At 72.7% G+C, this 26,820-nt stretch carries 20 protein-coding genes; 8 read left to right on the top strand and 12 right to left on the bottom strand.

Features of this window, described 5'->3' with window-relative positions; translation table 11 throughout:
• Window positions 1–441: aldehyde dehydrogenase family protein (locus AB0J76_RS27895; protein ID WP_364390900.1), on the top strand; the 441-nt coding region annotated here is incomplete at its 5' end.
• Window positions 442–537: 96 nt separating this feature from the next.
• Complete coding sequence (locus AB0J76_RS27890) at window positions 538–2,178, top strand: protein kinase (RefSeq protein WP_364390897.1); 1,641 nt, start codon at window positions 538–540, stop codon at window positions 2,176–2,178.
• 22 nt (window positions 2,179–2,200) lie between these two features.
• On the opposite strand, the gene AB0J76_RS27885 is transcribed toward AB0J76_RS27890, so the two are convergent.
• Complete coding sequence (locus AB0J76_RS27885; protein ID WP_352323738.1) at window positions 2,201–3,556, bottom strand: HAMP domain-containing sensor histidine kinase; 1,356 nt, start codon at window positions 3,554–3,556, stop codon at window positions 2,201–2,203.
• 102 nt (window positions 3,557–3,658) lie between these two features.
• On the bottom strand, window positions 3,659–6,106 hold the full coding sequence (gene aceE, locus AB0J76_RS27880; RefSeq protein ID WP_352323739.1) for a pyruvate dehydrogenase (acetyl-transferring), homodimeric type: 2,448 nt from the start codon (window positions 6,104–6,106) through the stop codon (window positions 3,659–3,661).
• A gap of 48 nt (window positions 6,107–6,154) precedes the next feature.
• Between aceE and AB0J76_RS27875 the strand changes: the two genes are divergently transcribed.
• The gene (locus AB0J76_RS27875; RefSeq protein ID WP_352323740.1) at window positions 6,155–6,763 is read left to right on the top strand and encodes a GntR family transcriptional regulator; all 609 of its coding nucleotides are present in this window, start codon (window positions 6,155–6,157) and stop codon (window positions 6,761–6,763) included.
• A 33-nt stretch (window positions 6,764–6,796) separates the two neighbouring features.
• Here AB0J76_RS27875 and AB0J76_RS27870 read toward each other — a convergent pair whose 3' ends face one another.
• The 8 genes from AB0J76_RS27870 to AB0J76_RS27835 all read right to left on the bottom strand — a co-directional run bounded on the left by AB0J76_RS27870 (window position 6,797) and on the right by AB0J76_RS27835 (window position 17,992).
• The gene (locus AB0J76_RS27870) at window positions 6,797–8,179 is read right to left on the bottom strand and encodes a DHA2 family efflux MFS transporter permease subunit (RefSeq protein WP_352323742.1); all 1,383 of its coding nucleotides are present in this window, start codon (window positions 8,177–8,179) and stop codon (window positions 6,797–6,799) included.
• Window position 8,180: 1 nt separating this feature from the next.
• On the bottom strand, window positions 8,181–9,806 hold the full coding sequence (locus tag AB0J76_RS27865; protein WP_352323743.1) for an AMP-binding protein: 1,626 nt from the start codon (window positions 9,804–9,806) through the stop codon (window positions 8,181–8,183).
• A 37-nt stretch (window positions 9,807–9,843) separates the two neighbouring features.
• Window positions 9,844–10,683, bottom strand: a complete 840-nt coding sequence (locus AB0J76_RS27860; protein ID WP_352323745.1) for a family 3 encapsulin nanocompartment shell protein — start codon at window positions 10,681–10,683, stop codon at window positions 9,844–9,846.
• A gap of 9 nt (window positions 10,684–10,692) precedes the next feature.
• A complete protein-coding gene (locus AB0J76_RS27855) occupies window positions 10,693–11,427 on the bottom strand; it encodes a hypothetical protein (protein ID WP_352323746.1) in 735 nt (244 codons plus the stop codon).
• Window positions 11,412–12,395, bottom strand: coding sequence for an aldo/keto reductase (locus tag AB0J76_RS27850; protein WP_352323747.1), 984 nt, complete (start codon window positions 12,393–12,395; stop codon window positions 11,412–11,414). Before AB0J76_RS27850 ends, AB0J76_RS27855 begins: the two co-directional genes overlap by 16 nt.
• A 16-nt stretch (window positions 12,396–12,411) precedes the next feature.
• Complete coding sequence (locus AB0J76_RS27845; protein WP_352323748.1) at window positions 12,412–15,450, bottom strand: amino acid adenylation domain-containing protein; 3,039 nt, start codon at window positions 15,448–15,450, stop codon at window positions 12,412–12,414.
• 70 nt (window positions 15,451–15,520) lie between these two features.
• Window positions 15,521–16,627, bottom strand: a complete 1,107-nt coding sequence (locus AB0J76_RS27840; RefSeq protein WP_364390887.1) for an FAD-binding oxidoreductase — start codon at window positions 16,625–16,627, stop codon at window positions 15,521–15,523.
• 228 nt (window positions 16,628–16,855) lie between these two features.
• Window positions 16,856–17,992, bottom strand: coding sequence for an NAD(P)/FAD-dependent oxidoreductase (locus tag AB0J76_RS27835; RefSeq protein ID WP_352323750.1), 1,137 nt, complete (start codon window positions 17,990–17,992; stop codon window positions 16,856–16,858).
• 115 nt (window positions 17,993–18,107) lie between these two features.
• Here AB0J76_RS27835 and AB0J76_RS27830 point away from each other — a divergent pair, with 115 nt between their 5' ends.
• From AB0J76_RS27830 to AB0J76_RS27810, 5 genes are all read left to right on the top strand, one after another.
• On the top strand, window positions 18,108–18,410 hold the full coding sequence (locus AB0J76_RS27830; RefSeq protein ID WP_352323751.1) for a 4a-hydroxytetrahydrobiopterin dehydratase: 303 nt from the start codon (window positions 18,108–18,110) through the stop codon (window positions 18,408–18,410).
• A 108-nt stretch (window positions 18,411–18,518) separates the two neighbouring features.
• Window positions 18,519–20,216, top strand: coding sequence for an MFS transporter (locus tag AB0J76_RS27825; RefSeq protein WP_352323753.1), 1,698 nt, complete (start codon window positions 18,519–18,521; stop codon window positions 20,214–20,216).
• Between the two features lie 69 nt (window positions 20,217–20,285).
• Window positions 20,286–20,909, top strand: coding sequence for a helix-turn-helix domain-containing protein (locus tag AB0J76_RS27820; RefSeq protein ID WP_352323754.1), 624 nt, complete (start codon window positions 20,286–20,288; stop codon window positions 20,907–20,909).
• On the top strand, window positions 20,909–22,645 hold the full coding sequence (locus AB0J76_RS27815) for an ABC transporter ATP-binding protein (protein WP_352323755.1): 1,737 nt from the start codon (window positions 20,909–20,911) through the stop codon (window positions 22,643–22,645). The genes AB0J76_RS27820 and AB0J76_RS27815 overlap by 1 nt, the downstream gene beginning before the upstream one ends.
• Window positions 22,642–24,594 (top strand): ABC transporter ATP-binding protein, encoded by a 1,953-nt coding sequence (locus AB0J76_RS27810; protein ID WP_352323756.1) that lies wholly within the window; start codon window positions 22,642–22,644, stop codon window positions 24,592–24,594. Before AB0J76_RS27815 ends, AB0J76_RS27810 begins: the two co-directional genes overlap by 4 nt.
• A gap of 165 nt (window positions 24,595–24,759) precedes the next feature.
• Here the strand turns inward: AB0J76_RS27810 and AB0J76_RS27805 are convergent, their stop codons facing one another.
• The gene (locus tag AB0J76_RS27805) at window positions 24,760–25,323 is read right to left on the bottom strand and encodes a dihydrofolate reductase family protein (protein WP_352323757.1); all 564 of its coding nucleotides are present in this window, start codon (window positions 25,321–25,323) and stop codon (window positions 24,760–24,762) included.
• 77 nt (window positions 25,324–25,400) lie between these two features.
• Window positions 25,401–26,801 (bottom strand): APC family permease, encoded by a 1,401-nt coding sequence (locus AB0J76_RS27800; protein WP_352323758.1) that lies wholly within the window; start codon window positions 26,799–26,801, stop codon window positions 25,401–25,403.
• Window positions 26,802–26,820 lie beyond the last annotated feature (19 nt).

The following is a 26,820-nucleotide window of genomic DNA, read 5'->3' as shown; positions in this document are numbered from 1 at the left end:
ACCGAGGTGCTGGGCGGCCGGGGCGGCGGGTTCTGGCTGGGGCCGACGGTGCTGGATCAGGTGCCGGTGGGGTCGCGGACGCATACCGAGGAGATTTTCGGGCCGGTGTTGTCGGTGGTGCGGGTGTCCTCGTACGAGGAGGGCCTGCGGGTGATCAACGAGGGTGTGTACGGCAACGGCACGGCGATCTTCACCAACGACGGCGGTGCGGCGCGGCGGTTCCAGAACGAGGTCGAGGTGGGGATGGTGGGGATCAACGTACCGATCCCGGTGCCGATGGCGTTCTACAGTTTCGGCGGGTGGAAGTCGTCGTTGTTCGGTGACACGCATGTGCACGGCACCGAGGGGGTGCATTTCTACACGCGGGGCAAGGTGGTGACCTCGCGCTGGCTGGACCCGTCCCACGGCGGCGTGAACCTCGGCTTCCCCACCAACGGGTGACCCGCGCCCCCCGCCCGGCCCGCCCTCCTCACAGGAACGACTCGAAGCTTGTGCGGCCGTTGCATGAGGGCGGGATGATCGGGTAGGCAGGGCGGCATGTCACTTTCCCACTGTGCGGGCTGGTTGCTGGCCGGACGCTACCGGCTGCTGTCCGAACTGGGCCGCGGTGGCATGGGCCGCGTCTGGCGAGCCCACGACGAGCTGCTCGACCGGCAGGTCGCGGTCAAGGAGGTCACCCTCGGGCACACGCTGGGGGCCGAGCGGGAGCGGCTGCTCGGCCGGACGATGCGGGAGGCGCGGCTGGCCGCCCGGCTGAGCCACCCGCACATCGCCGCAGTCTACGACGTGGTGGTGGCCGACGAACGGCCGTGGATCGTGCTCCAGCTCGTGCCCTCGCGCAGCCTCGCCGACGTGATCGCCGAGCGCGGGCCGCTGTCCCCGCCCGAGGCCGCGCGCCTCGGGCTGCAGGTGCTGGAGGCGCTGGGCGCGGCGCACGCCGACGGCATCGTGCACCGCGACGTCAAGCCCGGCAACATCCTGCTGAACGGCGACCGGCACGCCCTGCTCACCGACTTCGGCCTGGCCACCACCCTCGACGACCAGGCCAACATCACCCAGTCGGGCATGGTGGTGGGCACGCCCGCCTACATCGCCCCGGAACGCCTGCGCGGCGGCCAGGCGACCCCGCAGGCCGACCTGTGGTCCCTCGGCGCCACCCTGTACGCGGCCGTCGAAGGCCAGTCGCCCTTCCCGCACAGCGGCCACCTGGCCGCCCTGACCGCGGTGCTCACCTCCGAGCCCGCGCCGTTCCACCTGGCCGGGCCGCTCGCGCCGGTCATCGCCGGTCTCCTGGTCAAGGACCCCGCCCGCCGGATCGACGGCGAGGAGGCCCGGCGGCGCCTGACCCGGGTGGCCGCGCTGCGCGACGAGGAACCCCACGACACCGCCGCCATCCCCCTGGCCACCCCGCTGCCCAACACCGGCGACCTCCTGGCCCCCACCCTCTTCCCCCCGGGCCCCGCCCCGGAGGTCTCCCTCCCCACCCCGGAAACCGCTCCCGCCCCCGTCCCGGAGAGCGTCGCCGTCCCGGAGAGCGTCGCCGTCCCGGCGGGCGTCGCGGACGCGGGGGCCGTCGCCGGGGCGCGGCCGGACGCCAGGCGGCGGATCCCCGGGTGGGACCGCGCGGGACGCAGGACCGGCGAGCGCAACCACGTGGTCCGCCGGACCATGCCCGGCGCCGCGCGAGGGCTTCGCGCGCACCGCGAGCTGCTGCCGTTCTCGGTGTCGATCCCGCATCCGGGCAGGCCGCAGCGCTGGCGGCAGCTCACCGCCCTGGCCGCGCTCGTCACCAGCGTGCTCCTCACGACGTCCTGGAACGGCGACGGCGGCCCGCCCGCCGCCACCCGCACGCCCTCCCACGCCGACCCGGCGCCGAACCAGGCCCCCGAGCAGGAGGGCATCATGCACGCCGTGGCCGTCGCGCGCGACCGCGCCTCGCAGGAGGCCGCCGACCGCGCGGGCGAGCAGAGCGGCTCCCGCCGCCGTCCGTCCGCACAGCCCCTCGCCCAGCCGCCGGCCCAGCGGCCCGCCGTGACCGGCGCGAGGACCGGCGCGAGGACCGGCGCCAGGTCCGGCGCCACTTCCGCGGCCACCTCGGGCAAGGGGCGGAAGATCGGCCATCAGGCCGCCAAGGCCAAGCACGGCAGGGGCCTGGCCCGCGGCCACGGCAAGCACTAGGAACCCGGCGGCCCCGCACCCGTCAGGCGAGGGGGAGGCGGAGGACGAAGCGGGCGCCCTTGGGGGAGTCCTCGATGGTCAGCGTGCCGTGGTGCGCGGTCGCGATCTCCCGGGCGATCGGCAGCCCGAGGCCGGTGCCGCCGGCGTCGCGGTTGCGGGAGTCGTCCAGGCGGGTGAAGCGCTGGAAGACGAGCTCGCGCTGGGCCGGTTCGATGCCTGCGCCGTCGTCCAGGACCTCCAGCACGGCCCGGCCGTCCTCCTCCAGGACCGTCACGGTGACCTGCGTCTCGGCGTGCCGCTCGGCGTTGTCCAGCAGGTTCGTCAGCAGCCGGGTGAGCTGCAGCCGGTCGCCCATGACGACCACGCCCTCGTCCGGGTGGGTGACCACGCGCTTGGCCCGCGGCCGGGCGGTCTCGGCGGTGACCAGGTCGCCCAGGTCCACCGGCTCGCGGTCGCTCGGGGCACCGGCGTCCAGCTTGGTCAGCGTGAGCAGGTCGGTGACGATGGCCTGCAGCCGGTCGAGGCTGGCCAGCACCTGGGTGCTGGTCTCCCGCCAGTCGGTCTCCTCCGGATGCAGCATGGCCTCCTCGACCTGCGCGCGCATGGCGGTGATCGGGCTGCGCAGGTCGTGCGAGGCGTCGCCGGCGAACCTGCGCTGCTGCTCCATCGCGGCCTCCAGGCGGGCCCGCGCCGTCTCCAGCCGTTCCAGCGTCTGGTTGGCGGTCTCGGCCAGGGCTCTGATCTCGTCGTCGGTGTCCGGGACGGGCACCCGCAGGCCGCCGCCGTCCGCGGTGATCTCGGCGAGCCGCTTGGTGATGCTGCTGACGGGGGCGAGCGTCCTGGCCACGACCCGCGACACCCCGAAGAAGGTCAGCCCGACCAGCAGCGCCGACACCACGATCTGGAACAGCACGACCTGCGGGCTGACGAACCAGGGGACCGCGGGGTCGAAGGCGTAGATGATCCAGGTGCCCTCGGGCTGGAAGGCGCGCAGGGCGACCACGAGCTCGCACCGGCCGGGGAAGGCCGGCAGGTCGCAGCTCCTGCTGACGTAGTTGGCCTGGTCGCGGGGGATGTGGGCCGTCTGGCGGGGGGCGCCGGCCAGGTTGGGCGTCCAGGCGACGGCCCGTCCGGCCGGGTCGACGACCTGGATGCCGTCGAGGCCGAGGGGTTCCAGCACCTGGGGGAGCTGGTTGCGCTTGACCATGAGGAGCACGCGCAGGGCCCGCGCGGACACGTCGCTGGCGCGCACGTCGGCGACGTCGTCGTGGATGCCGAACATGACGAAGCCGCTGACGACGACGTTCAGCAGCAGCATGGCGATGCCGGCGAGCAGTGCCAGGCGCGTACGCAGCGACCGGCGCAACCGTGTTCTCACCCGTCTCCCCCCGGGATCAGCAGAACACGGTTGGTGCACCAGGCCCTAACTTAGGGAGATTCCTCGATAAATAAGGTTACGCCGGGACGAGTCGCCTCGCTGCTACTCCTCCACCGCCTTCAGCACGGCGTCCGCGATCGACCGCGGATCGACCCCGAAGTGCCTGCGCACGGCCTCCCGGGTGTCGGAGAGCCCGAACCCGTCGGTGCCGAGCGACGTCCACGGCCGGTCGATCCACGGCCTGATCTGGTCGGGCACGGCCCGCATCCAGTCGCTGACCGCGATCACCGGCCCCTCGGTCCCGGCCAGCGCCCGCCGCACGTACGGCACCCCGGTCGCCGACATGGCCTCGCGCCGCAGCTCGCTCCACGAGGTGACCGACCAGACGTCCACGCCCAGCCCGTACTCCTCGGCCAGCAGCCGCTGGGCCTCCAGCGCCCAGTGGATCGCGGTGCCGCTGGCCAGCAGGTGCGCGGCGCCGCCGCCGGCGGAGTAGCGGTAGATGCCCTTGACGATGCCCTCCTCGACGCCCTCGGGCATCGCCGGCTGGGGCAGCGGCTCGTTGTAGACGGTCAGGTAGTAGAACACGTCCTCGGCGGCCTCGCCGTACATGCGCCTGAGCCCGTCGCGGACGATGACGCCGACCTCGTAGGCGAAGGCCGGGTCGTAGGCCAGGCAGGCGGGGTTGGCGGAGGCCAGGAGCTGGGAGTGGCCGTCGGCGTGCTGCAGGCCCTCGCCCGTCATGGTGGTGCGGCCGGCGGTCGCGCCGACCAGGAAGCCGCGGCCGAGCTGGTCGGCCAGGGCCCACATCTGGTCGCCGGTCCGCTGCCAGCCGAACATCGAGTAGAAGATGTAGAACGGCACCATCGGCTCGCCGTGGGTGGCGTAGCTGGTGGCCGCCGCGGTGAAGGAGGCCATCGACCCGGCCTCGGTGATGCCCTCGATGAGGATCTGCCCGTCCACCGCCTCCTTGTACGCCAGCAGCAGCTCCCGGTCGACGGACTCGTACCGCTGGCCGAGCGGCGAGTAGATCTTCGCCGTGGGGAACAGCGACTCCATGCCGAACGTCCTGGCCTCGTCGGGCACGATCGGCACCCAGCGCCGCCCGGTCTCCGGCTCCTTCATCAGGTCCTTGACCAGCCGGACGAACGCCATCGTGGTGGCGATCGGCTGCGTCGAGCCCTTGGCCAGGGCCGCGAACGGCCGCTCGCCCGGCTGCGGCAGCGGCCGGGCGGCCACCGTGCGGCGGGGGATCGGGCCGCCCAGCTCCCGGCGGCGCTCGGCGACGTACTCGGCCTCCGCCGAGCCGGGCCCCGGGTGCAGGTACGGCGGCAGCTCCCCTGCCAGCGCCGAGTCGGGGACCGGCAGGCCGAGCCGGTCGCGCATGACACGGAACTCGTCGAGGGTGAGCTTCTTCATCTGGTGGTTGGCGTTGCGCGCCTCGACGCCCGCCCCCAGCGTCCAGCCCTTGACCGTCTGGACGAGGACCACCGTGGGCGCGCCCCGGTTCTGCAGCGCCCGGTGGTAGGCGGCGTACACCTTGCGCGGCTCGTGCCCGGCCCGCGAGCCGCCGACGATGCGCCGCAGGTCGTCGTCGGAGTACGGCACGTCGAGCCCCTGGAACAGGTGCTGCCTGATGTAGGCGCCGTCGGCGGCGGCGAACGTCTGGAACTGGCCGTCCGGCACCTCGCCGAGCCGGGCCACGAGCTCGTCGGAGCCGAGCAGGCCGTCCCACTCGGCGCCCCACAGCGCCTTGACGACGTGCCAGCCCGCGCCCCGGAAGACGCTCTCCAGCTCCTGCACGATCCGGGTGTTGCCGCGTACCGGGCCGTCGAGCCGCTGGAGGTTACAGTTGATCACGAAGGTGAGGTTGTCCAGCCCCTCCCTGGCGGCCAGCGTCAGCGCCGCGGTGGACTCCGGCTCGTCCATCTCGCCGTCACCCAGGAAGGCCCAGACATGGCTGTGCGAGGTGTCCTTGATGCCGCGGTTGTGCAGGTAGCGGTTGAAGCGCGCCTGGTAGACCGCGTTGAGCGGGCCGATGCCCATCGACACGGTCGGGAACTGCCAGAAGCCCGACATCGCCCTCGGGTGCGGGTACGACGGCAGCCCGCCCAGCGTCTCGCGCCGGAACAGGTCGAGCTGCTCCTCGCTCAGACGACCTTCGAGGAAGGCCCGCGCGTAGACGCCGGGGGAGGCGTGCCCCTGGAAGAAGACCTGGTCGTCCGTGCCGTGGAAGAAGTGGTTGAAGCCGACCTCGTACAGCCAGGCGGCCGAGGCGTAGGTGGCCAGGTGGCCGCCGAGGCCGAGCTTGCTGCCCCGGCTGACCATGACGGCGGCGTTCCACCGGTCGTAGGCCGCGACGCGTTCTTCGAGCTCCAGGTCGCCGGGGTAGGCGGGTTCCTCGGCGGTGGGCACCGTGTTGAGATAGCGCGTGCTCGTGGCGAGCCTGCGCAGCAGGTAATCGGCCCGATCGGGACCGGCCGCCCGCCGGACCGCCTCAAGCGATTCGAGCCATTCGGCGGTCTCCTGTGGATCCAGGTCTTTCTCCATGCTTCCATTAAACACCATATGATCGATCATCCGATGAAAGGATTATCTGTGGAGCCCGTGGTGCGGCCGCCGTTGCGCGAGGAGATCAGGAAAGTGCTGCTCGACGGCCTGATCAGCGGCCGCTGGGAGCCCGGCGAGCGCATCGTCGAGCGCCGCCTGGCCGCCGAGCTCCAGGTCAGCCAGGCCCCCGTCCGCGAGGCGCTGCGCGAGCTGGAGGCGCTCCGGCTGGTCGAGTCGGCCCCCAACCGCGGCGCCCGGGTGCGCGGCTTCACCCTCGACGACCTGCGCGAGGTCTACCAGGTGCGGGCCGGCCTGGAGGAGACCGCCACCCGTCTCGGCCGGCCGCCGGCGGCGGCGCTGCGCGTCCACGTGGCCCGCCTGCACGCCGCCGCGGCCGCCGGCTCCCTCGATGACCAGGTGCGCCACGGCGTCGCCTTCCACCGGGAGATCGTCGCGGCCTCCGGGAACGCGCTGCTGGTGTCGGTGTGGGAGTCGCTCGGCGTCGAGGTGTGGACGCACGTGTCGATCCGGCTGTTCAGGATGCGGCCGCACGAGAACGCGGCCGACCACGAGCCCCTGGTGGAGGCGTTCGAGCGGGACGACCCGCAGGCCGGACGCCTGCTGCACGACCACGTCCTGGCCTACGCCCCCGGCTGACCCGGCGGGCCCGTCGCTGGAGGCCGTGCGCGGTCAGGCGCGTTGCGCGGCGGGCTCGGCCCGCGGGGCGCGCAGGCCGGCGGCGGCGACGGCGATCAGCGCGCACAGCCCCAGCATCGTCAGCCACACCCCGTGGTAGGCCCCGACCGCCCCGAGCCGGTCGCCCGACAGCACCAGCACCAGCGCCGAGACGCCGATGACGGCCCCGACGGCCCGCGAGGTCACCGACAGGGCGGTGCCGGTGGCCAGCCGCGCGGGCGGGATCTCGGCCACCGCCGCGCCGCTCAGCGACGTGATCAGCACGGCCACCGCGACCCCCGACAGCACCACCGCGGGCAGCACCACCGCCAGGTACGCCGGCTCGCCCCCCGCCGCGAACGCCAGGTACGCCGTGGACAGGGCCAGCAGCGCCACCCCGCACAGGGCGAGCAGGCGGTGGCCGGTCCTGGCGGCCAGCCGCCCGGCCAGCGGCGCGGTCAGCACCTGGGCGAGCGCGCCCGGCGTGACGGCGAGCCCCGCGGCGGCCACGGAGTACCCCCAGATCCCGGTCAGGAACAGGATGTTGGCCAGCGGCAGCGCGAACATCACCAGCCCGACCAGGAACATCGCGAGGTTGGCCCGTTGCGTGCCGCGCGCCCGCAGCGCGCCCAGGTCCACGATCGGCGCGGGATGCGTGCGCGCCCGCCGGACGAACAGCACGGCCACGACGACGCCCGCGACCAGCGCCGCGATCGTGCCGGGGCTCCCCGGCCCCCACGCGTCGCTCTGCACGATCGCCAGCGAGGGCAGCCCGATGGCCCCCACCAGCAGCAGCAGCCCGGCGATGTCCGGCAGCCTGGACGTGGCCGCCTCGCCCGTCCCCCTGGGCACGATCCGCCAGGCGCCCGCCAGCACGGCCGCGCCGACCGGCAGGTGCAGGAAGAACACCGTCCGCCAGTCCCAGACGCCGACCAGCATGCCGCCCAGCGACGGCCCCGACGCCGTCGCCACCGACTGCGCCGCGCTCCACAGCCCGATCGCCGTGCCCCGGCGTTCCGGCGGGTAGTACGGCAGGATCAGCGCGAGCGTCAGCGGCGTGATCACCCCGCCGCCCACGCCCTGCACGACCCGGGCGGCGATCAGCGCGCCGGCCGACGGCGCGACCGCGCACAGGGCGGCGCCGACCACGAACACCGCGAGGCCGGTCAGGAACACCCGCCGGGCGCCGAACCGGTCGGCCAGGCCGCCCGCCGGCAGCAACGCGGCGGTGAACACGATCGCGTAGCCGTTGAACACCCACGACAGCTCCGGCAGGCTGCTGCCGGGGAAGCTGCGCAGGATGTCGGGGAAGGCGATGTTCGCGAGCTGCACGTCGATCGCGCCGAGGAAGGCGCTCCCGCACAGGACGGCGAGCGGGAGCGCCCGTGAACCGGCCACCTCAGTCCGACGCCGCGCCGAACCGCTCCCGCAGCTCGACCTTGCGGATCTTGCCGGTGACGGTCCGCGGCATCTCCTCGACGATCTCCAGCCGTTCGGGCCAGAACCAGTCGTTCACGCCGGCCTCCTTGAGGTAGGCGCGCAGCTCCTCCAGCGTGGGCGGCTCGCCCGACGGCGTGACGACGGCGCACACCTGCTCGACCAGCGCCGGGTCCGGGATGCCGATGAGGGCGATGTCGCGGATCGCCGGATGCCGGCCGAGCAGCGCCTCGATGTCGCTGACCGGCAGCTTGAGGCACATGTTGGCGATGATGACGTCCTTGGTCCTGCCGGAGATGCGCACGCCGCCGTAGCCGTCGTCGCGGGCCAGGTCGCCGGTGTCGAACCAGCCGTCCGGGGTGATCGACTTGGCGTAGATCTCGTCGCGCAGGTAGTAGCCGAGGCACTGGGCCGCGCCGCGTACCTGGAGCGCGCCGATCTCGCCCTTCTCGACCGGCTTGTTCTCCTCGTCGACGATGCGCACCTCCATGCCGGAGATGACCGTGCCGTCGCTCTCGCCGGCCCGCTCGGGCGGGTCCTGCGGCCTGGTCATGGTGACGCCGCCGTTCTCGGTCATGCCCCACAGCGCGTACACGCGCACGCCCAGCGTCTCGGTGACCCGTTCCACCAGGTGCGGCGGGACGGGGGCCGAGCCGGAGACGAAGACGCTCAGGCTGGGCAGCTCGCGCGGCCGGGCCGCCTGCTCCTCGCTGATCTCCCGGGCGAACGGCGGCGAGCCGTAGTACATGGTGACGTCGTGGTCGGCCATCAGGTCGAGATAGACGCCGGGATCCCAGGCGTCGGCCGTGACCGCGGTGCCGCCCAGCGTCAGCGCCGTCAGGTACGCCATCACCAGCCCGACGTAGTGCATCGACGTCTGGGCGGTCATGATGACCAGGCTCTGGTCCAGCCCGAACGCCTCCCCGTAGCCCTTGATGTCGGCGTACAGGGTGTTCTGGCTGTGCAGGGCGCCCTTGGGCTCGCCGGTGGTGCCCGAGGTGAACAGGATGAGGAACGGGTCGTCGGGGCCCAGCTCGCGGCCCTCGATGTCGGCCGGGTCGCCCGGTTCCGGGTTGAGCAGCAGCTCGTCGAAGTCGAGCGAGCCGGGCGGGCCGTCGCCGCCGACGACGATCACGTGCTCCAGGCTCGGGATCTCCCGGGCCAGGGTCATCCCCGTCTCCGCCGTGTCCAGGTGGCCGATCCGGCTCGTGGTGACGAACAGCTTCGCCTCGGTCAGCCGGATCATGAAGTCCAGCTCGCGGTGCCGGTAGATGGGCATCTGCGGGGCGATGCGCGCGCCGACCTTCATGCACGCCAGCGCGAGGGGCAGCGTCTCCCTGCGGTTGGGCAGCTGGATGGCGACGAAGTCGCCCGGCCGCACGCCCAGCCGGACCAGGCCGTGCGCGATGCGGTCGGTCATCGCGCCCAGCTCGGCGTACGTGACGACGTCGGTGACACCGTCGGCGACGCGCCGGCTGATCAGTGCCGCCTTGTCGGGGGACGCACCGATGTTGCGGCGTAAGTCGTCGAGGAAGGTCTCGTCGCGCCACCAACCATTGCGCCGGTATTCCTGGCTCGTGTCCGACACGGTCACCGCCTTTCGTCGTTCTCGTTCTACTCGATTGCTATGAAGTGGGAAATACGGTGTTTTCCCCGGCAGGGGTGACCAGGTAGAACAACCCCGGCAGATGCACCGCGACGCCCTCGTACACCTCCGCGCAGACGGCCACGCCCGGCCGGGCGAACGTGCCGGGCGGCGGCTCGGCCACCCGGATCACCGAGCGGCGGGCGTCCAGCAGCCTGGCCGCCACGGAGATGTCGCCGACCAGGGCGTCCCCGGGCGCGACCCACCGGTTGCGGCTGACCTTCATGCCGTTGCCCTCGGCCAGCTCGGCCAGCAGCCCGCCCCGGCCGATCAGCCGGTGGTAGTAGTCGCGCGGGTTGACGATCATCGCGTGCGGGGTCGCGCCCGACTGCTCGACCTCGTCGCAGGCCGACAACACGCCGTGGACGTAGTCGTCGTACGGCAGGCGGGCGATCTCCGGATGGCCGAGCAGGGCGGTGGTCAGGGCCAGGTTCTCGGCCGTGGCCAGCCGGACCAGCAGGCGGTAGTCGAGGAAGGTGGCCAGGGCGTCCGGGTCGGCGGCCAGGCCGTCGGGGATCTGCACCCAGGCCCGGATCGGATGCACCTTGGCCTCCGACATGCCGAACCTGAAGGCCGCCTCGCGGCGCACGTCCGCGTCGCGCACCGAGCGCCGCTCCTCCTCACCGGGCGGCGACTCCGTCCAGAACCGGGCCCGGTCGCCCTCGACGGGGACGACCTTGAGCAGGTTGCGCACGGTCAGGCGGGGCCGGTCCTTGGTCGGCTCGTGCGCCTCGGTGATGGTGTAGTCGAAGGTCACTTCCGCGTGGCCGGGGTCCTCGGCGTAGGCCCGCGCGAACAGCCGGCCCGGTGACTCTGACATGGATACTCCCTATTCGTCCTGGACGAGGCGCTGGTAGAAGGGGAGGTGGTGGTCGTAGAAGGCCCGCAGGCCCGGATGGTTGTCCACGGTCGCGGCGTAGACGTTGCCGCGGTCCTCGAACCCGGCGCTGCCGCTCGCGTCCAGGTGCCAGCGGCGGGTCCGTCCCCACTCCGGGCGGTCGCCGGCGGCCCAGGTGAGCGAGCCGGGCAGGAAGGGCAGGCCGGTGTAGGCGCAGAACTCCTCGACGACCGCCGCCGGCTCGCGGATCAGCCGTTCGGTGCGGATCACCAGCGGCCGCCGGCCGGTGGCCTCCCGGACCAGCTCGTGCAGCAGGAACAGCCGCTCGTAGCCGATCTCGTCGCAGGTCACCGCCGGTTTGATCGCGTAGTGCGAGGCGATGGTCGGCCGCGGGTGGCGCACGATGAACGTGTGGACGATCCCCGCCAGATCCTCCGGATGCTTGAACAGGTGCGGGTACTCGTAGTCGAGCACCTCCTTGACGAACACCGGCCGCGCCCGCGCCAGCTCGGCCAGCCGCACCAGCAGCTCCTTCTCCGAGCGGGCCGTCACCTGGCCGCCGTCCGGCGAGGGCAGCGTCAGCGAGCCCTCCTCGGTCAGCGCCAGGAACGGCTCGTGCAGGACGGCCACGTCGCCCCGCTCGATCATCATGCGCAGGAACGCCGTCGAGGCCGAGCGCGAGTGCGCCCACATGGCGACCAGCGGCCCGCTCACCCCGACCACCACGCCGGCACCCGGTCCCAGCGGTGCCGCCGCAGCTCGCTCAGCAGGTCCGGGTCGAGCGGCCGCCCGTCGGAGACGCCGAGGTTGGCCCGCACGTGCGCCGGCCTGCGCATCCCCGGGATCACCGTGCTGACCGCCGGGTGGTGCAGCACGAACCGCAGCGCGACCTCCGGCAGCGAGAGCCCCTCCGGGAGCGCCGCCTTGAGCCGTTCGGCCCGCTCGACGCTCGGCCCCAGGTTCTCCGGCCCGAAGTACGTGCTGCGCCAGTCCTCCGGCGGCCACGTGCTGTCCGCGGTCAGCGTGCCCGTGAGCGTGCCCTCGTCGAACGGCACCCGGGCGATGATGCCCACGCCCTCGCGCAGCGCCCGGTCGAACAGCTCGTCCTCGGGCGCCTGGTCGAAGATGTTGTAGATCACCTGGATGACGTCGATCAGGCCGGTGTCGAGCGCGGCGAAGCAGTTGGCCGGCTCCCACCGGTTGACGCTGATGCCGACCGCGTCGATCAGGCCCTCGCTCTTGAGGTCCCTGATCGCCTCCTGCCACCGCTCGTCCCGGGCCCAGCGGTCCTCCCAGGTGTGGAACTGCATGAGGTCGATGCGCGAGACGCCCAGGTTGTCCAGGCTGCGGTGGGTGTACTCGCGGATGTGCTCGGCGGGGTAGGCGTCGTCGAGGGTGTCGTCCGGTTTCGGCGGCCATTCGCGGTTCTTCGGCGGGATCTTCGTGGCCACGTACAGCCGGTGGCCGGAGTGGCGGCGCAGCAGCGCGCCGAGCAGCTGCTCGCTGACGCCGCGGCCGTAGACCCAGGCGGTGTCGAAGAAGGTGCAGCCCAGTTCGACGGCCTCGTCGAGGCATTGAGGTGCGACGTCGTAGTCCCAGCCGGTGAAGCCGCCGGGGCCGCCGCCGATGCCCCACATGCCGTAGCCGACCTCGCTGACCTCCCAGCCGAGGTTTCCCATCTTGCGGTAGCGCATTCCTGACCTTTCCTGATCAACCGGTGGGCACCCGCTGCCCGGCCGTGCCCGCCAGGCGGGCGTGGTAGGCGGCGATCGGGCCGTCGAGGGTGCCCTCGCCGAGCCGCCATCGCTGTTCGAGCCTGTGGCACTCGTCCTTGCGGAACAGCGCGGGATTGTCGGTGAGCAGCCCGCCGAACGCCCGGCGCAGCTCCTCCTCGTCCGCCGCGGCGGGCAGCAGCGAGGCGAGCGTGATCAGCTCGCGGTCCCCGCTCGCCCGGCCGGTCTCGCGGACGAGCCGCGCGAAGTCGCCGCACGGGATCGGCGTGACCGGCACGCCCGCCCGGGCCGGCACGTCGTCGATGCGGACGCTCTCGGCGCGGAAGACGTGCAGCGTACGGCCCCAGACCTCGGGATCGGCCACGGCCGCCCCGACCCGCGCGGCGACGTAGTCGACCGGGGTGTAGTCGGTGCGCGTGGCGACGTCCGGACGCACGCCGAGCCGCACGAACGCCGACAGCAGCAGGTGGGTGAAGGCGACCGGGTTCGGGTAGCCGTTGTCGGCGCTCGGCATGATCTCGCCCAGCCGCAGCACGGTCACCAGCGCGCCCCGGCGCCGGGCCTCGGCCAGGTAGCGCTCGGCGATCCACTTCGACCGGCTGTACCCGCCGCCCGGCGCCCTGGCCAGCGCCGGGTCGCAGTCCTCCGGGACGCGCTCGCCCCTGTGGAGCGCCTCCGTCTGCAGCGCGCCCAGCGTCGAGACGTAGTGCAACGGCACCGGGTGGTGGGCCATCGCCAGCCGCACCAGCTCGATCGTGCCGCGCACGTTGGCCTGACGGTGGGCGCGGTAGTCGAACAGGAAGTTCACCATCGCGCCGTTGTGCAGCACCAGGTCGCAGGCTCGGGCCAGATGCTCCCAGGTGGAGCCGTCCAGCCCGAGGCCGGGTAAGGACAGGTCGCCCGCGTAGCCCTCCAGCCGGTCGGCGAAGCGCGGCTCCCACAACCCCCGTTCGGCGAGCGCCGCCACGACCCGGGCCGTGGCCGCCTCGTCGTCGGCCGCCCGCGCCAGGCAGCACACCCGCAGCCCGCCGCGGCTCAGCAGCTCGTGCACCAGGCGGCTGCCGACGAACCCGGTGCCCCCGGTGACCAGCACCGTACGCAGCCGCTCCGGCCTGGACGCCCGCCGGATGGGCTCCCCGTCGGGCACCACGGAGTCGCGCGCCATCAGCACCGACTCCTCCTCGATGGCCTCGTGGTCGTGCCGCCGCCGCTCGATCAGCCGGGCCAGCGCGCCGGCCGTCGGGTGGTCGTACAGGTCCTTGACGTCCACGCGCACGCCGGTCTCGGCGGTGATCATGTGGACCACCGACAGGGCCTGGATGGAGTCGCCGCCCGACTCGGCGAAGTGCGTCTCGGCGGTCAGGCCCGGCCAGCCCAGCGCCGAGCGCATCGCCCGCAGCACCTGGTCGTCCAGGCACGCGGTCGGCGCGCTCTCGGCCAGCAGCGCGGTGTCCTCGGCCAGCCGGCCGTCGAGGATCTCCTGGAGGCGGCCGCGGTCCACCTTGCCGTTGTCGTGCAGCGGCATCTCGGCCAGCGGGAAGAAGTAGCGGGGGACGCTGGTCCGCGGCAGCGTGCGGCGCAGCTCGGCGGCCAGCGCGGCCTCGGTCACGCCCCTGCCGGAGGCGAACAGCGCCAGCGCCTTGACGCCCGCCTGCTCGGCCACCAGGACCTCGGCCTGCAGCACGCCGGGGCAGCGCTGGGCCGCCGCGGCGATCTCGCCCAGCTCGATGCGCACGCCGTGGATCTTGACCTGGAAGTCCTTGCGGCCGGCGAAGAACAGGCGGCCGTCGTCGTCCAGGTGGCCGAGGTCGCCCGTGAGGTAGAGGCGCTCGCCGGGGATCTCGGCCGGGAACGGGTTGCCGACGAACGCCCTGGCCGTCGCGGCCGGGTCGCCCAGGTAGCCCGCGCCCAGGCAGACGCCGCCGATCGCGATCTCGCCGGTCGTGCCGGGCGGGACCGGGCGCAGGTCGTCGTCCACCACGACCGCGTAGCAGTTGTCGATCGGGCGGCCCAGCGGGACCGCGTCGCCGTCGGCCGCCGACACCCGGTGGAAGACCATCCCGATCGAGGCCTCGGTCGGGCCGTAGCCGTTGGTCAGGTCGAGGCCGGGCAGCAGGGCCATCAGGCGGTGCACCGCGCGCGGGCTGACCGCCTCGCTGCCGACGACGAGCCGGCGCAGGGACGACAGCGCGCGCAGGGCGGCGGCGTCGCCGTCCACGATGGCGACCAGGGCGTTGAAGACGCTGGAGACGAAGTCGGCGGTGGTGATGCCGTACCGGGCGATCAGGTCGATGGTGTGCCGGAGGTTGAGGAAGTCGCCCTGCACGGGCAGCACCGTGCGCCCGCCGGTGGTCAGCGGCCAGAACAGCTGCCACAGCGCGGAGTCGGAGGTGTGCCTGCTGTTCTGCAGCACGACGTCGTCGCCGGTCGCGGCGAAGTAGCGGGTCATGAAGCGCAGCCGGTTGGCCAGGCCGCCGTGCCGGTTCATCGCGCACTTGGGGGTGCCGGTGGTGCCGGAGGTGAAGTAGCCGTACGCCAGGTCGTCCGGGCCCAGCTCGACCGCCGGACGTTCGCAGGTCGGGACGATCGTGTCGATCCTGACGATCACCGCCCGATCGGCCGCGCCCGGCGGCAGCGGCTCGCCGCCCGCGCACAGGATCGGCCCGTCCGGCAGCACGTCCAGCGTGTCGCGCACGCGCTCGACCGGCCAGGACGGGTCGAGCGGCACGAACGCCGCGCCCAGCTTCATCAGCGCCAGGTACGCGACCGGCAGTTCCAGCGAGTTGACCAACAGGGCCGCGACCACGTCGCCCTTGCCCACGCCGTGCCCGGCCAGCGTCGCCGCCAGGCCGTTGACCAGGTCGTCCAGTTGCCTGTAGGTGAGGGTCCTGCCGTCGAAGGTGACCGCCGGCCGCTCGGGGCACCGGTCGGTCTGCTCCTCGATCAACGCCGGGACGGGACGGAACGGGCCGAAGTCGACCGCCCGGCCGGTGAAGCCGCGGGTGTTGCCGGTCATCTCCACCTCTCTGTCAGGAATGTACGAACGGCGACCGGCCCCCTTGCCCCACACGCCCCCGTCGCCTTCCTCATAGGCGTTCCAAGTCGTTCCGGAGCCGGCCCGGCGCGTACGCCGGTTCGGCGGCCCCGTCCGTCGCCGCGGCGGCGGCGATCCGGCCCGCCTCGGGCGAGGTCTGGACCCCGTAGCCGCCCAGGGCGGCCAGCCAGACGAACCCCGGCGCGCCGGGGTCCGGCCCGATCACCGGCGTCCCGTCGGCCACCTCGCTGCGCAGCCCCGCCCAGGCGTGCCGGACGCTGCGAATCTCCAGCGTCGTGGCCTCCTGCACGCGCCGCACGCCCACCGCGACGTCCAGGTCGTCCGGACGGGCGTCGCAGGGCGGGACGGGCGTGGCGTCGGCGGGGGAGACCAGCAGCCGCCCGGACTCGGGCTTGAAGTAGAACGTGTCGGCCACGTCGGTGACCATCGGCCAGGACCGCGCGTCCGTCCCCTCGGGCAGGTCGACCAGGAACGCGGTCCTGCGCAGCGGGCGCAGGCCCACCGGCCGCACCCCGGCCAGCCCGGCGACCTCGTCGGCCCACGCCCCGGCCGCGTTGACCAGGATCGGCGCGGCGTGCTCGCCCGCGTCGGTGACCGCCCGCCAGACGCCGCCCGCGCGCGACAGCGCCCGGACCCGGGCGGAGGTGAGCACCTGGCCGCCGCGGGCCCTGATGCCGCGCAGGAAGCCCTGGTGGAGGGCGTCGACGTCGATGTCCATCGCGCCGGGCTTGAGCATCGCCCTGCTGAACCGGCCCGGACGCAGGACCGGGCAGTGCGCCGGGGCCTCGGCGGGGTCGATCTCCACGGCCGGCGCCGGGGCCTGCCGTCCTTCGGCCAGCACCTCGTCGAACAGCTGCTCGCCGCCGTGCGGGCACAGCGCGAGCACGCCGCGCGGGCTCAGCAGCGGGACGTCGGCGAAACCCGGCGGGGGCGCGGCGAGGAAGTTCCTGCTCGCCGCGGTGAGAGCCCGGACGGCCCGGTTGCCGAAGTACTCGGAGAAGAGCGCCGCCGACCGTCCGGTCGAGTGGTGGCCGGTGACCTGCTCGGCTTCGAGCAGGGTCACGGTGCCTGACCTGGCGAGGAAGAACCCCGCACAGGCGCCCGCGACGCCGCCCCCGACAATGAGAAAATCTCTCACGTCCGTAAACTGATCACATTTCACCGGGTTTCGGCAAACAGTTTGTACATCCTGACAGAAATGACTTGCCCGAAATAGGTGGTAAGTCAGGTCGCAAATGCTGTAATTCAAGCATTTATATAAACGATCTTGTGATTACCGGCCTGTCAGGGGCTCGGCGGCGGTGGCCGGGCGTCCCGGCGGCGTCAACCCCTATGTCAGAAACGGCGCAGACGTGCGCTCCGAGTGTCAGATCCGGTCGCTGAGCGCGCGCAGCAGACGCCCGAAACCCGGCGCCGCCAGGCCCGGCGGGACGGCGGCCATCAGCCGCATCAGGGGCTCGCTCTGCATGAGCGTCCGCGGGCCCGACACCGCGAGCAGGTTCGCGGCGACCGCCGAGGCGCGGGCCGCCCGCCGCCTGCGCCGCGCCGAGTACGCGTCCACGACCGCCGCCGGGTCCGGCGCGGCCCGCAGGCAGGCGGTCAGCGCGGCCACGTCCTCAAGTGCCTGGTTCGTCCCGTGCGCGCCGACCGGCGGCATCGCGTGCGCCGCGTCGCCGAGCAGCACGCACCGGCCCGCGCCCCAGCGACGCGGGACCCGGTGCCGGGCGTGCGGGAACAGCTCGACGTCGCCGTCGGCCAGCGAGTCCAGCACCCGCGCGACCGGCGCGCCCCAGCCGGCGAACCGGCGGCGCAACATCGCCACCGGCTTGTCCGCCGACGGGTCGCCCGGCGACCAGGACTGCTCGAAGAACCACTGCATGAGCCCGTCGCCCGCGCCCATGAAGCCGAAGTCGCCCTGCCGCCCGATCATCAGCGTCGTGGTCGGGCCGGGGTCGAAGGGGGCGGGGGTCAGGCCCTGCCAGATCGCCGCGCCCGTCGGGGTCGCGGGGGCGTCGCCCAGCACGTGCGCGCGTACCCGCGAGCGCACGCCGTCGGCGCCGACCAGGAGGTCCGCCTCGTGCTCCGTGCCCGCCGCGGTGCGCACGCGCACGCCGTCGCGGCCGGCCCGCACGTCCCGTACGCCCGCGCCGAACCGTACGGCGCCCGCCGGGAGGCCGGCGGCCAGCAGCCTGATCAGCGAGCCGCGCGGGACCACCCTGGGGGCCGAGCCGAAGCGGGCCGTCAGGGACTCCAGGTCCACCTCCATGATCCGGCGGCCCCGGGCCGTGCGCAGGGATAACGTGGACAGCCGCTGGCCCGTCGCGGCCAGGTCCACCCCGAGGTCGCCGAGGATCGCCGTCCCGTTGCACCACAGCGTGATCGCGCCGCCGCCGAGGCGCAGCCCGTCCGCCTCCTCCAGCACGACGACCTCGTGGCCGTCCGCGACCAGGCCGCGCGCGACCGCCAGCCCGCTGATCCCCGCCCCCGCCACCAGCACCCGCATGCGACAGCCTCCTCTACGAGTCGTAGTACTACACGCTATAGAGAGAAATGCCGGGTGTGAAGCGGCCCATCGGTGGTAGCCGAGCCTCGGGAAGCCGACGAACTTGGGGGGCAACATGGCCGAGCACCTGACCGACGAGGACATCGACACCGCCCTGGCGGCGCTGGAGGGCTGGCGGCGGGACGGCGACGCCCTGGTCAAGGACGTGCCGATCACGCCGGACAGCTACGGCTGGCTGAGCGAGGCGGTGCACAACGAGGGCGCCACGCTGGGACACCAGGCCGAGATCGAGCGCACGGGGGAGGGCATCCGCTTCCGGCTCTCGACGCACGAGGCCGGCGGGGTCACCGAGCGCGACGTCGAGCTCGCCGCCCACATCGACCAGGTCCTCGACGGCGGCGCCCGCGACCGCGGCTGACCTTCCGGTGCGACGGCGCGCCTTCGCCGCGGTGGCCGATGTGCAGGGTGCACAGGTTGTGCAGGGGGCACATCCTGTGTAGGGTGCATTCGGACACTAGGGGGATTAATGGTGCATTCCGCGCCCAGCCCGCGCTCCGGCGGCGGGATCGTCAGCGTGCTCGCGGTCGCCGGCATCGTCGGCTCGCTCATGCAGACGCTGGTGGTGCCGCTCATCGGCCGGCTGCCGCGGCTGCTGCACGCCAGTGCCGCCGACGCGTCATGGGTGATCACCGTGACGCTGCTGGTCGGCGCGGTCGCCACCCCCGTGATCGGCAAGCTCGGCGACCTGTACGGCAAGCGCACCATGATGCTCGTCTGCTCGGTGCCGCTCATCGCCGGATCGGTGGTGTGCGCGCTGTCCGGCTCCCTGATCCCCATGATCGCCGGACGCGGCCTCCAGGGGCTCGGCGTCGGCATGATCCCGCTCGGCGTCAGCGCGCTGCGCGACCTGCTGCCGCCCCAGCGGGTCGGCCCGGCCATCGCGCTGATGAGCTCGTCCATGGGCATCGGCGGCGCGCTCGGGCTGCCGATCTCGGCCGCGGTCGCCGAGTACGCCGACTGGCGGGTGCTGTTCTGGGGCTCGGCCGCGCTCAGCGTGCTGGTCGCGGTGCTGATCTGGCTGCTGGTCCCGGCCACGCCCGCCGCCGCCGTCCGGGGCCGGCTCGACCTGGTCGGCGCGTTCGGCCTGGGCGCGGCGCTGGTCTGCCTGCTGCTCGGCGTGTCGAAGGGCGGCGACTGGGGCTGGTCGAGCGGCGCCACCCTCGGGCTGCTCGGCGGCGCGGTGGCGCTCGCCCTGCTGTGGGGGCTGTGGGAGCTGCGCGTCCGCGACCCCCTCGTGGACCTGCGCACCACCGCCCGCCCGCAGGTGCTGCTCACGAACGTGGCCTCGGTCCTCGTCGGCTTCGCCATGTACGCCCAGTCGCTGGTCCTCATGCAGATCCTGCAGCTGCCCGCCGCGCTCGGCTACGGCCTGGGCCAGTCGATGCTGGCCGCCGGGCTCTGGATGGCGCCGTCCGGGCTGATGATGATGGCGGTCTCCTCGCTCGGCGCCCGGCTGTCGGCCGCCCGCGGGCCCAGGACCAGCCTGTTCGTCGGCGCGCTGGTCATCGCGGCCGGTTACGGCACCGCTCTCGGCCTCATGGGCTGGAGCTGGGGCCTGATGATCGCCGGTTGCGTCGGCAGCGCCGGGGTCGGCCTGGCGTACGGCGCGATGCCCGCCCTCATCATGGGCGCGGTGCCGAGGAGCGAGACCGCCTCCGCCAACAGCTTCAACACCCTGATGCGCTCCATCGGCACCTCGGTCTGCGCCGCCGTGATCGGCGTCGTCCTGGCCCAGCTCACCGTGACGGTCGGCGGCCACACGCTGCCCTCGGAGGCCGGCTTCCGCACCGCCCTGCTGATCGGCTGCGGCGTCGCGGTGGTCGCCGCGCTGGTCACCCTCACGCTGCCGAAGACCAGGGCCGCCGCCGCGCCGGCCCCCGTCGTCGCCGCGACCCCCGCCCCGGCCCCGGTGGCCGGGCCCGCTCCGGCCGCCGCCGACGTCCTCGGCCCCTGGGAGGACGTCTTCCGCACGCAGGACCCGGCCCCCGAGGGCCGCCACACCCCGCCGCTGGTCCAGCCGGAGGCCGGCGTGCTCTCCCTGGCGGAGCGGGACGAGCTGCTCTGGCTGCGCCGCGAGAACGCCGAACTCCGCCGCGAGCTCGACGTGCTCATGCGCGGCGCCGGCGTCTGGCTCAAGAACCTGGCCGACGACAAGACGGGCTGACCTGCCGATCCACATGTCCGGCAAATAATGATTTGAACGAGCGAGTACTCACTCATTACGCTCGTCCGCATGACCAAGAGGCGACGGGTGCCCGCGATGGCGCCCGAAGACCGCCGTGCCGCCCTCATCGAGGCCACCGTCCCCCTGCTGCGCGCGCACGGCACCGCCGTCAGCACCCGCCAGATCGCCGAGGCGGCGGGCGTGGCCGAGGGCACGATCTTCGGCGTCTTCCCCGACAAGGCCACGCTGCTGCGCGCGGCCCTGATGAGCGCGTTCGACCCCCGTCCGGCCGAGGAGGCGCTCGCCGCCATCGGCGTCGCCGGCGGGCTGCGCGCCCGGCTGCGTGAGGCGGCGTCGCTGCTGCGGGCCGGCATGAAGGCCAACGTCAACCTCATCGCCGTGCCCCGCGAACACATGGCCGAGGACGCCGAGTTCCGCGAGCACATGATGGACAGCCGCGCCCGCATCACCGCCGCGCTCGCCGCCCTCGTCGAGCCCGACCGCGACCACCTGCGCCGCTCGCCCATGGCCACCGCGCAACTGCTGCTCATGCTCGTCTCGGTGAGCGTCCACCGCGGTTTCGGCCTGTCCGACGACTTCGGCGACATGGACGACGACGAGCTCGTCTCCGTGCTGCTCGACGGGCTGCTGCTGCCCTCCTACCGCGCCCCCATCACAGAAAGCGTCCGTTGATGCTGCTCCGCCTGCTGCGGGTCCAGCTCAGGCCGTACGGGAAGGAGATCACCCTCGTGGTCCTCTTCCAGTTCGTGCAGACACTGGCCACGCTCTATCTCCCGACACTCAACGCCGACATCATCGACCACGGCGTCATCACCGGCGACACCGGTTACATCATGCGCGTCGGGCTGGTGATGCTCGGCGTGACGTTCGTCCAGATCGTCTGCTCGATCGTCGCCGTCTACTACGGCGCCAGGACGTCGATGGCCCTCGGCCGCGACCTGCGCGCCGCGATCTTCCACCGCGTGCAGGGCTTCTCGGCGCAGGAGGTGAACAGGTTCGGGGCGCCGTCGCTGATCACCCGGACCACCAACGACGTGCAGCAGGTGCAGCTGCTCGTGCTGATGACGTTCACGATGATGGTGGCCGCGCCGATCATGTGCGTCGGCGGCATCGTGCTGGCGCTGCGCCAGGACACCGCGCTGTCGTCGCTGCTGCTCGTCGTGCTGCCGGTGATGATCGTCATCGTCGGCCTGGTCGTCTGGCGGATGCGGCCGCTGTTCCGCACCATGCAGGAGCGCATCGACCGGATCAACCAGGTGCTGCGCGAGCAGATCACCGGCATCCGGGTCATCCGGGCGTTCGTCCGCGACCGGCACGAGCGCGAGCGCTTCGGCGTGGCCAACGACCGGCTCACCGACGTCTCGCTGCGGGTCGGCCGGCTGATGGCGCTGATGTTCCCCTCGGTCATGCTGGTCGTGAACGTCTCCAGCGTCGCCGTCATCTGGTTCGGCGGCCACCGCATCGCCGACGGCGCCATGCAGGTCGGCGCGCTGACCGCGGTCATCTCCTACCTGATGCAGATCCTGATGTCGGTGATGATGGCCATGTTCATGTTCATGATGATCCCGCGCGCCGAGGTCTGCGCCGAGCGCATCGAGGACGTGCTCGGCACCGATTCGACCGTCGACCCGCCCGCGAACCCCGTCATCCCCGACGGCCACCGCGGCGAGCTGGAGCTGCGGTCGGTCGACTTCCGCTACCCGGGCGCGGCGGACCCGGTGTTGTGCGGGGTGAGCTTCGCCGCGCGGCCGGGCCGGACCACCGCGATCATCGGCAGCACCGGCAGCGGCAAGACCACGCTGCTCAACCTCGTCCCGCGGCTGTTCGACGCGACCGCCGGCGACGTGCTGGTGGACGGCGTCAACGTCCGCGACCTCGACCCGGCGGCGCTGTCCCGCGCGGTCGGCCTGGTCCCGCAGTCGCCCTACCTGTTCTCCGGCACCGTGGCCTCCAACCTGCGCTACGGCCGGCCCGGCGCCACCGACGAGGAGCTGTGGCGGGCCCTGGAGATCGCCCAGGCCCGCGAGTTCGTCGAGGCGATGCCCGGCGGCCTGGACGAGCCGATCTCCCAGGGAGGCACGAACGTCTCCGGCGGCCAGCGCCAGCGCCTGGCCATCGCCAGGACCCTCGTGCACCGGCCCGAGATCTACCTGTTCGACGACTCCTTCTCCGCCCTCGACTACGCCACCGACGCCCGCCTGCGGGCCGCCCTGGCCGAGGAGATCGCCGACGCCACGATCGTCATCGTCGCCCAGCGGGTGAACACGATCCGCGACGCCGACCTCATCCTCGTGCTCGACGAGGGACGGGTGGTGGGCAGCGGCGACCACGCCGAGCTCATGGAGACCTGCCCGACCTACCGCGAGATCGTGCTGTCCCAGCTCACCGAACAGGAGGCCGCGGCATGACCGCCCAGGCACCCGCGCGCCGCCCGCAGCCCGCCTTCGGGCCGGGCAGGATGATGGCCGGGCCGGCCGAGAAGGCGCTCGACTTCGGCGGCACGCTGCGCAGGATCCTGCGCCTGCTGCGGCCCGAACGCGCGATGCTCGGCGTCGTGCTGGCGCTCGGCACGGCCAGCGTCGCGCTCACCGTCACCGGGCCCAAGATCCTCGGCCACGCCACCGACCTGATCTTCTCCGGCATCATCGGCGCCCGGCTGACCCCCGGGCTCACCAAGGAGCAGGCCGTGGCGGGCCTGCGGGCCAAGGGCGAGGCCAACTTCGCCGACATGGTCGCCTCGATGAACGTCGTGCCCGGCCAGGGCATCGACTTCACCGCCCTGGCCCACGTCCTGGGCTGGGTGCTGGCGATCTACGTGGTGGCGGCGCTGCTCGGCATCGCGCAGTTCCGGCTCACGACGACCATCGTCCAGCGGGCGGCGTCCCGGCTGCGCGAGCGGATCGAGGCCAAGCTGGCGCGGCTGCCGCTCAGCTACTTCGACGGTCAGCCGCGCGGCGAGATCCTCAGCCGCGCCACCAACGACACCGACAACATCGCCCAGACCCTCCAGCAGACCATGAGCCAGCTCATCTCCTCGGTGCTGACCGTCGTGGGCGTGTTGGTGGTGATGTTCTGGATCTCGCCGGTCCTGGCGCTCATCGCCCTGGTCACGGTGCCCGTCTCGGTCTACGTCACCGCCGTGGTCGGCAAGCGGTCGCAGCCGCAGTTCGTCAAGCAGTGGTCGTCCACCGGCAAGCTCAACGGCCACATCGAGGAGATGTACGGCGGCCACACCCTGGTCAAGGTCTTCGGCCGCCAGCAGGAGGCCGCCGCCACCTTCGAGGAGCACAACCAGGCCCTGTACGCCTCCAGCTTCCGCGCCCAGTTCATCTCCGGCGTCATCCAGCCGGCGATGATGTTCATCGGCAACGTCAACTACGTGCTGGTCGCCGTCGTCGGCGGGTTCAAGGTGGCGTCGGGGGCGATCTCGCTGGGCGACGTGCAGGCGTTCATCCAGTACTCCCGGCAGTTCAGCCAGCCGCTGACCCAGGTGGCCGGCATGGCGAACCTCGTCCAGTCGGGCGTCGCCTCGGCCGAGCGGGTCTTCGAGCTGCTGGAGGCGCCCGAGCAGTCGGCCGAGCCGGCCGAGCCGGCCCGTCCCGCCGAGCTGCGGGGGCGCGTGGCGTTCGAGAACGTCTCCTTCCGCTACGCCCCCGACCGGCCGCTGATCGAGAACCTCTCGCTGACCGTGGAGCCCGGCCAGACCGTGGCCATCGTCGGCCCCACGGGAGCGGGCAAGACGACGCTGGTCAACCTCATCATGCGTTTCTACGAGGTGACCGGCGGCCGCATCACCCTCGACGGCGTCGACACGGCCGAGATGTCCAGGGAGGAGCTGCGCGCCGACATCGGCATGGTGCTCCAGGACACCTGGCTGTTCGGCGGCACGATCGCCGAGAACATCGGCTACGGGGCCGAGGGCGCCAGCCGCGAGCGCATCGAGGCCGCCGCCCGCGCCGCCCACGTCGACCGCATCGCGCACACGCTGCCCGACGGCTACGACACGGTGATCGACGAGGAGGGCGCCACGGTCAGCGCGGGGGAGAAGCAGCTCATCACGATCGCCCGCGCGTTCCTGTCCGAGCCGGCGATCCTCATCCTGGACGAGGCCACCAGCTCGGTCGACACGCGTACCGAGGTGCTCATCCAGCGGGCGATGAGCTCGCTGCGCGAGGGCCGGACCAGCTTCGTGATCGCCCACCGCCTGTCCACGATCCGCGACGCCAGCCTCATTCTGGTCATGGAGGAGGGCCGAATCGTCGAGCAGGGCACCCACGAGGCCCTCCTGGCGGCGGGCGGCGCCTACGCCCGCCTCTACTCCGCCCAGTTCGCCCAGGCCGCCGTCGAGGTGGACTGACCGCCATTCTCCCGGGCCTTCGCTTTCGCCGTCGTTGACGGACGGACTATCTCCTGGTCAGGAACGTTCTGACCAAAAAGCGAAGTGCCCGGGAGGCCATTCCCGGGCACGTGCTCTCTTTCGCCTTCCGCGGTTCACGGCCCGCCACGGTGAAGGGCGGACGGCTCAGGACCGTTCCGGCTCGTAGTGCAGGCCCACCACACCGCAGTCGAACGCGCGCGCGCCGACCAGGCGCAGCCGGTGGTAACCCTCGCCCGCCGGGAACAGCGGCAGCCCGGCCCCGATCGCGACCGGGTTGACGAACAGGTGCAGCTCGTCGATCAGCCCCCGCGAGATCAGCTGCCTGCCGATCGAGGCGCCGCCGGCCACCATCACGTCGCCGCCGGGCTTCGCCTTCAGCTCGCCGACGGTCTCGGCCGGGTCGCCGCCCGCCACGACGGCGTTCTTCCAGGGCGACTCGGTGAGGCTGCGGGAGATGACGACCTTCGGAGTGTTGATCATCTTGTCGATGCCCTCCTCGGTCTCGCCCGCCGGCCGCGACTCCCAGGCCGGGATGAAGCCCTCGGCCAGCTTGCGGCCCAGCACGATCGTGTCGACCGGCTCCCAGATCGCCGCGACGTGCGCGTTGATGTCGTCGGTCCAGGGGAACGTGACCCAGTCCATCTCGCCGCCGGGTCCGCCCACGAAGCCGTCCGTGGTGATCTGGAGCTGCAGCTTGACCTTGCGCATGTGAGATGTCCTTTCCGGTTCCGCTCTGTGTGGTTCCCAGCGTGCCGGAGCATGCTTACGGTCCGCTTCCGCCGGGCTTAAGGTCGCCGGGCCGCCCTGCGCCTGGCCGACGACCAGGACGCCGCCCAGAGGACCACGCCGATCACCAGCAGGATCCCGGCGATCTCGTACTGGCCCGCCGGACGCCCGGAGGACCACGGCAGCACCAGGTAGAGGCAGGTTACCGTGCCCACGACGGGCAGCACGCGGCCCGCGTTGAAGTGCTCGGCGCCGGTGACGTCCCGGCGCAGGACGAGGACCGCCACGTTGACCGCCGCGAAGACGGCCAGCAGCAGCAGCGAGGTCGTGCCGCCCAGCAGCGCCACCACCGGGCTGTCGGGGACCAGCGAGACGAACGTGATGAGGCCGACGGCGATCACCGTGGTGAACAGGATCGCCGCGTGCGGCGTGCGCCGGGTGGCGTGGACCGCCGACAGGAACGGCGGCAGCACGCCCTGCTTGCTCATGCCGTACAGCAGCCGGCTGGCCATCAGCATGTTGATCAGCGCCGAGTTCGCGACGGCGAACATCGAGATGAACGGCAGCAGCGAGGCGATCGGCACGCCCGGGGCCGCCGTCTGGACCACCGTGACCAGCGGCGTCTCGCTGGCGGCGAGCTGCCCGACCGGGACGACGGCGACCGCGCAGATCGACACGAGGACGTAGATCACCCCGGTGATGCCGATGCCCGCGAACATCATGCGCGGGAAGATCCGGGTCGGGTTCTTGGTCTCCTCGGCCATGTTGACGGAGTCCTCGAAGCCGACCATGGCGAAGAAGGCCAGCGACGTCGCGGCGCTGACGGCCAGGAACACGCCCTTGTCGGCGGGCGTCTCGAAGGCGACGACGCGGGAGAAGTCGGCGTGGCCGCCGGAGATGAAGTACCCGCTGAGCACGATGACCATCAGCAGCCCCGACAGCTCGACCGCGGTGAGCACGACGTTGAGCTTGACGCTCTCGCCGACGCCGCGCAGGTTGACGGCCAGGATCAGCAGCATGAACGCCACGGCGATCAGCAGGATGACGCCGTTGCCCGCGTCGAGGCCGAACCCGGTGGCGAGGTTGGCGGCGAAGGCCCGCGAGGCCGCCGACGCCGACGTGATGCCCGAGCACATCACCGCGAAGCACACCAGGAACGTCAGCGCGTGCTTGCCGAACGCCTTGTGCACGTAGAGGGCGGCGCCCGCGGCCTCCGGATACTTGGTGACCAGCTCCAGGTAGGAGCAGGCGGTGATCAGCGCGACGACGAAGGCGATCGTGAAGGGCAGCCAGGCCGCGCCGCCCACCTCGCCGGCGACCTGGCCGGTCAGGGCGTAGATGCCGGTGCCGAGGATGTCGCCGACGATGAACAGCAGCAACAGGCCGGGGCCCATCACGCGCTTCAGGCTGGGCTGGCCGCTGCCGGCCTCGGGCGGGCTGGGGGGACTGATCTGAGCCATGGGGGTGGTCCTTCTCGTC

Source organism: Nonomuraea sp. NPDC049624 (assembly GCF_040675255.1).
GTDB lineage: Bacteria > Actinomycetota > Actinomycetes > Streptosporangiales > Streptosporangiaceae > Nonomuraea.
Note: the sequence above shows the minus strand (reverse complement) of the source record. Positions and strands in the feature narration are given on the sequence as shown.

What these genes read in the sequence shown, in the direction of transcription:
- AB0J76_RS27860 (WP_352323745.1), bottom strand. Translation starts at nt 10,683, where the DNA reads ATGTCAGAGTCACCGGGCCGGCTGTTCGCGCGGGCCTACGCCGAGGAC.
- AB0J76_RS27800 (WP_352323758.1), bottom strand. Translation starts at nt 26,801, where the DNA reads ATGGCTCAGATCAGTCCCCCCAGCCCGCCCGAGGCCGGCAGCGGCCAG.
- AB0J76_RS27835 (WP_352323750.1), bottom strand. Translation starts at nt 17,992, where the DNA reads ATGCGGGTGCTGGTGGCGGGGGCGGGGATCAGCGGGCTGGCGGTCGCG.
- AB0J76_RS27805 (WP_352323757.1), bottom strand. Translation starts at nt 25,323, where the DNA reads ATGCGCAAGGTCAAGCTGCAGCTCCAGATCACCACGGACGGCTTCGTG.
- AB0J76_RS27810 (WP_352323756.1), top strand. Translation starts at nt 22,642, where the DNA reads ATGACCGCCCAGGCACCCGCGCGCCGCCCGCAGCCCGCCTTCGGGCCG.
- AB0J76_RS27815 (WP_352323755.1), top strand. Translation starts at nt 20,909, where the DNA reads ATGCTGCTCCGCCTGCTGCGGGTCCAGCTCAGGCCGTACGGGAAGGAG.
- AB0J76_RS27820 (WP_352323754.1), top strand. Translation starts at nt 20,286, where the DNA reads ATGACCAAGAGGCGACGGGTGCCCGCGATGGCGCCCGAAGACCGCCGT.
- AB0J76_RS27845 (WP_352323748.1), bottom strand. Translation starts at nt 15,450, where the DNA reads ATGACCGGCAACACCCGCGGCTTCACCGGCCGGGCGGTCGACTTCGGC.
- AB0J76_RS27825 (WP_352323753.1), top strand. Translation starts at nt 18,519, where the DNA reads ATGGTGCATTCCGCGCCCAGCCCGCGCTCCGGCGGCGGGATCGTCAGC.
- AB0J76_RS27890 (WP_364390897.1), top strand. Translation starts at nt 538, where the DNA reads ATGTCACTTTCCCACTGTGCGGGCTGGTTGCTGGCCGGACGCTACCGG.
- AB0J76_RS27850 (WP_352323747.1), bottom strand. Translation starts at nt 12,395, where the DNA reads ATGCGCTACCGCAAGATGGGAAACCTCGGCTGGGAGGTCAGCGAGGTC.
- aceE (WP_352323739.1), bottom strand. Translation starts at nt 6,106, where the DNA reads ATGGAGAAAGACCTGGATCCACAGGAGACCGCCGAATGGCTCGAATCG.
- AB0J76_RS27830 (WP_352323751.1), top strand. Translation starts at nt 18,108, where the DNA reads ATGGCCGAGCACCTGACCGACGAGGACATCGACACCGCCCTGGCGGCG.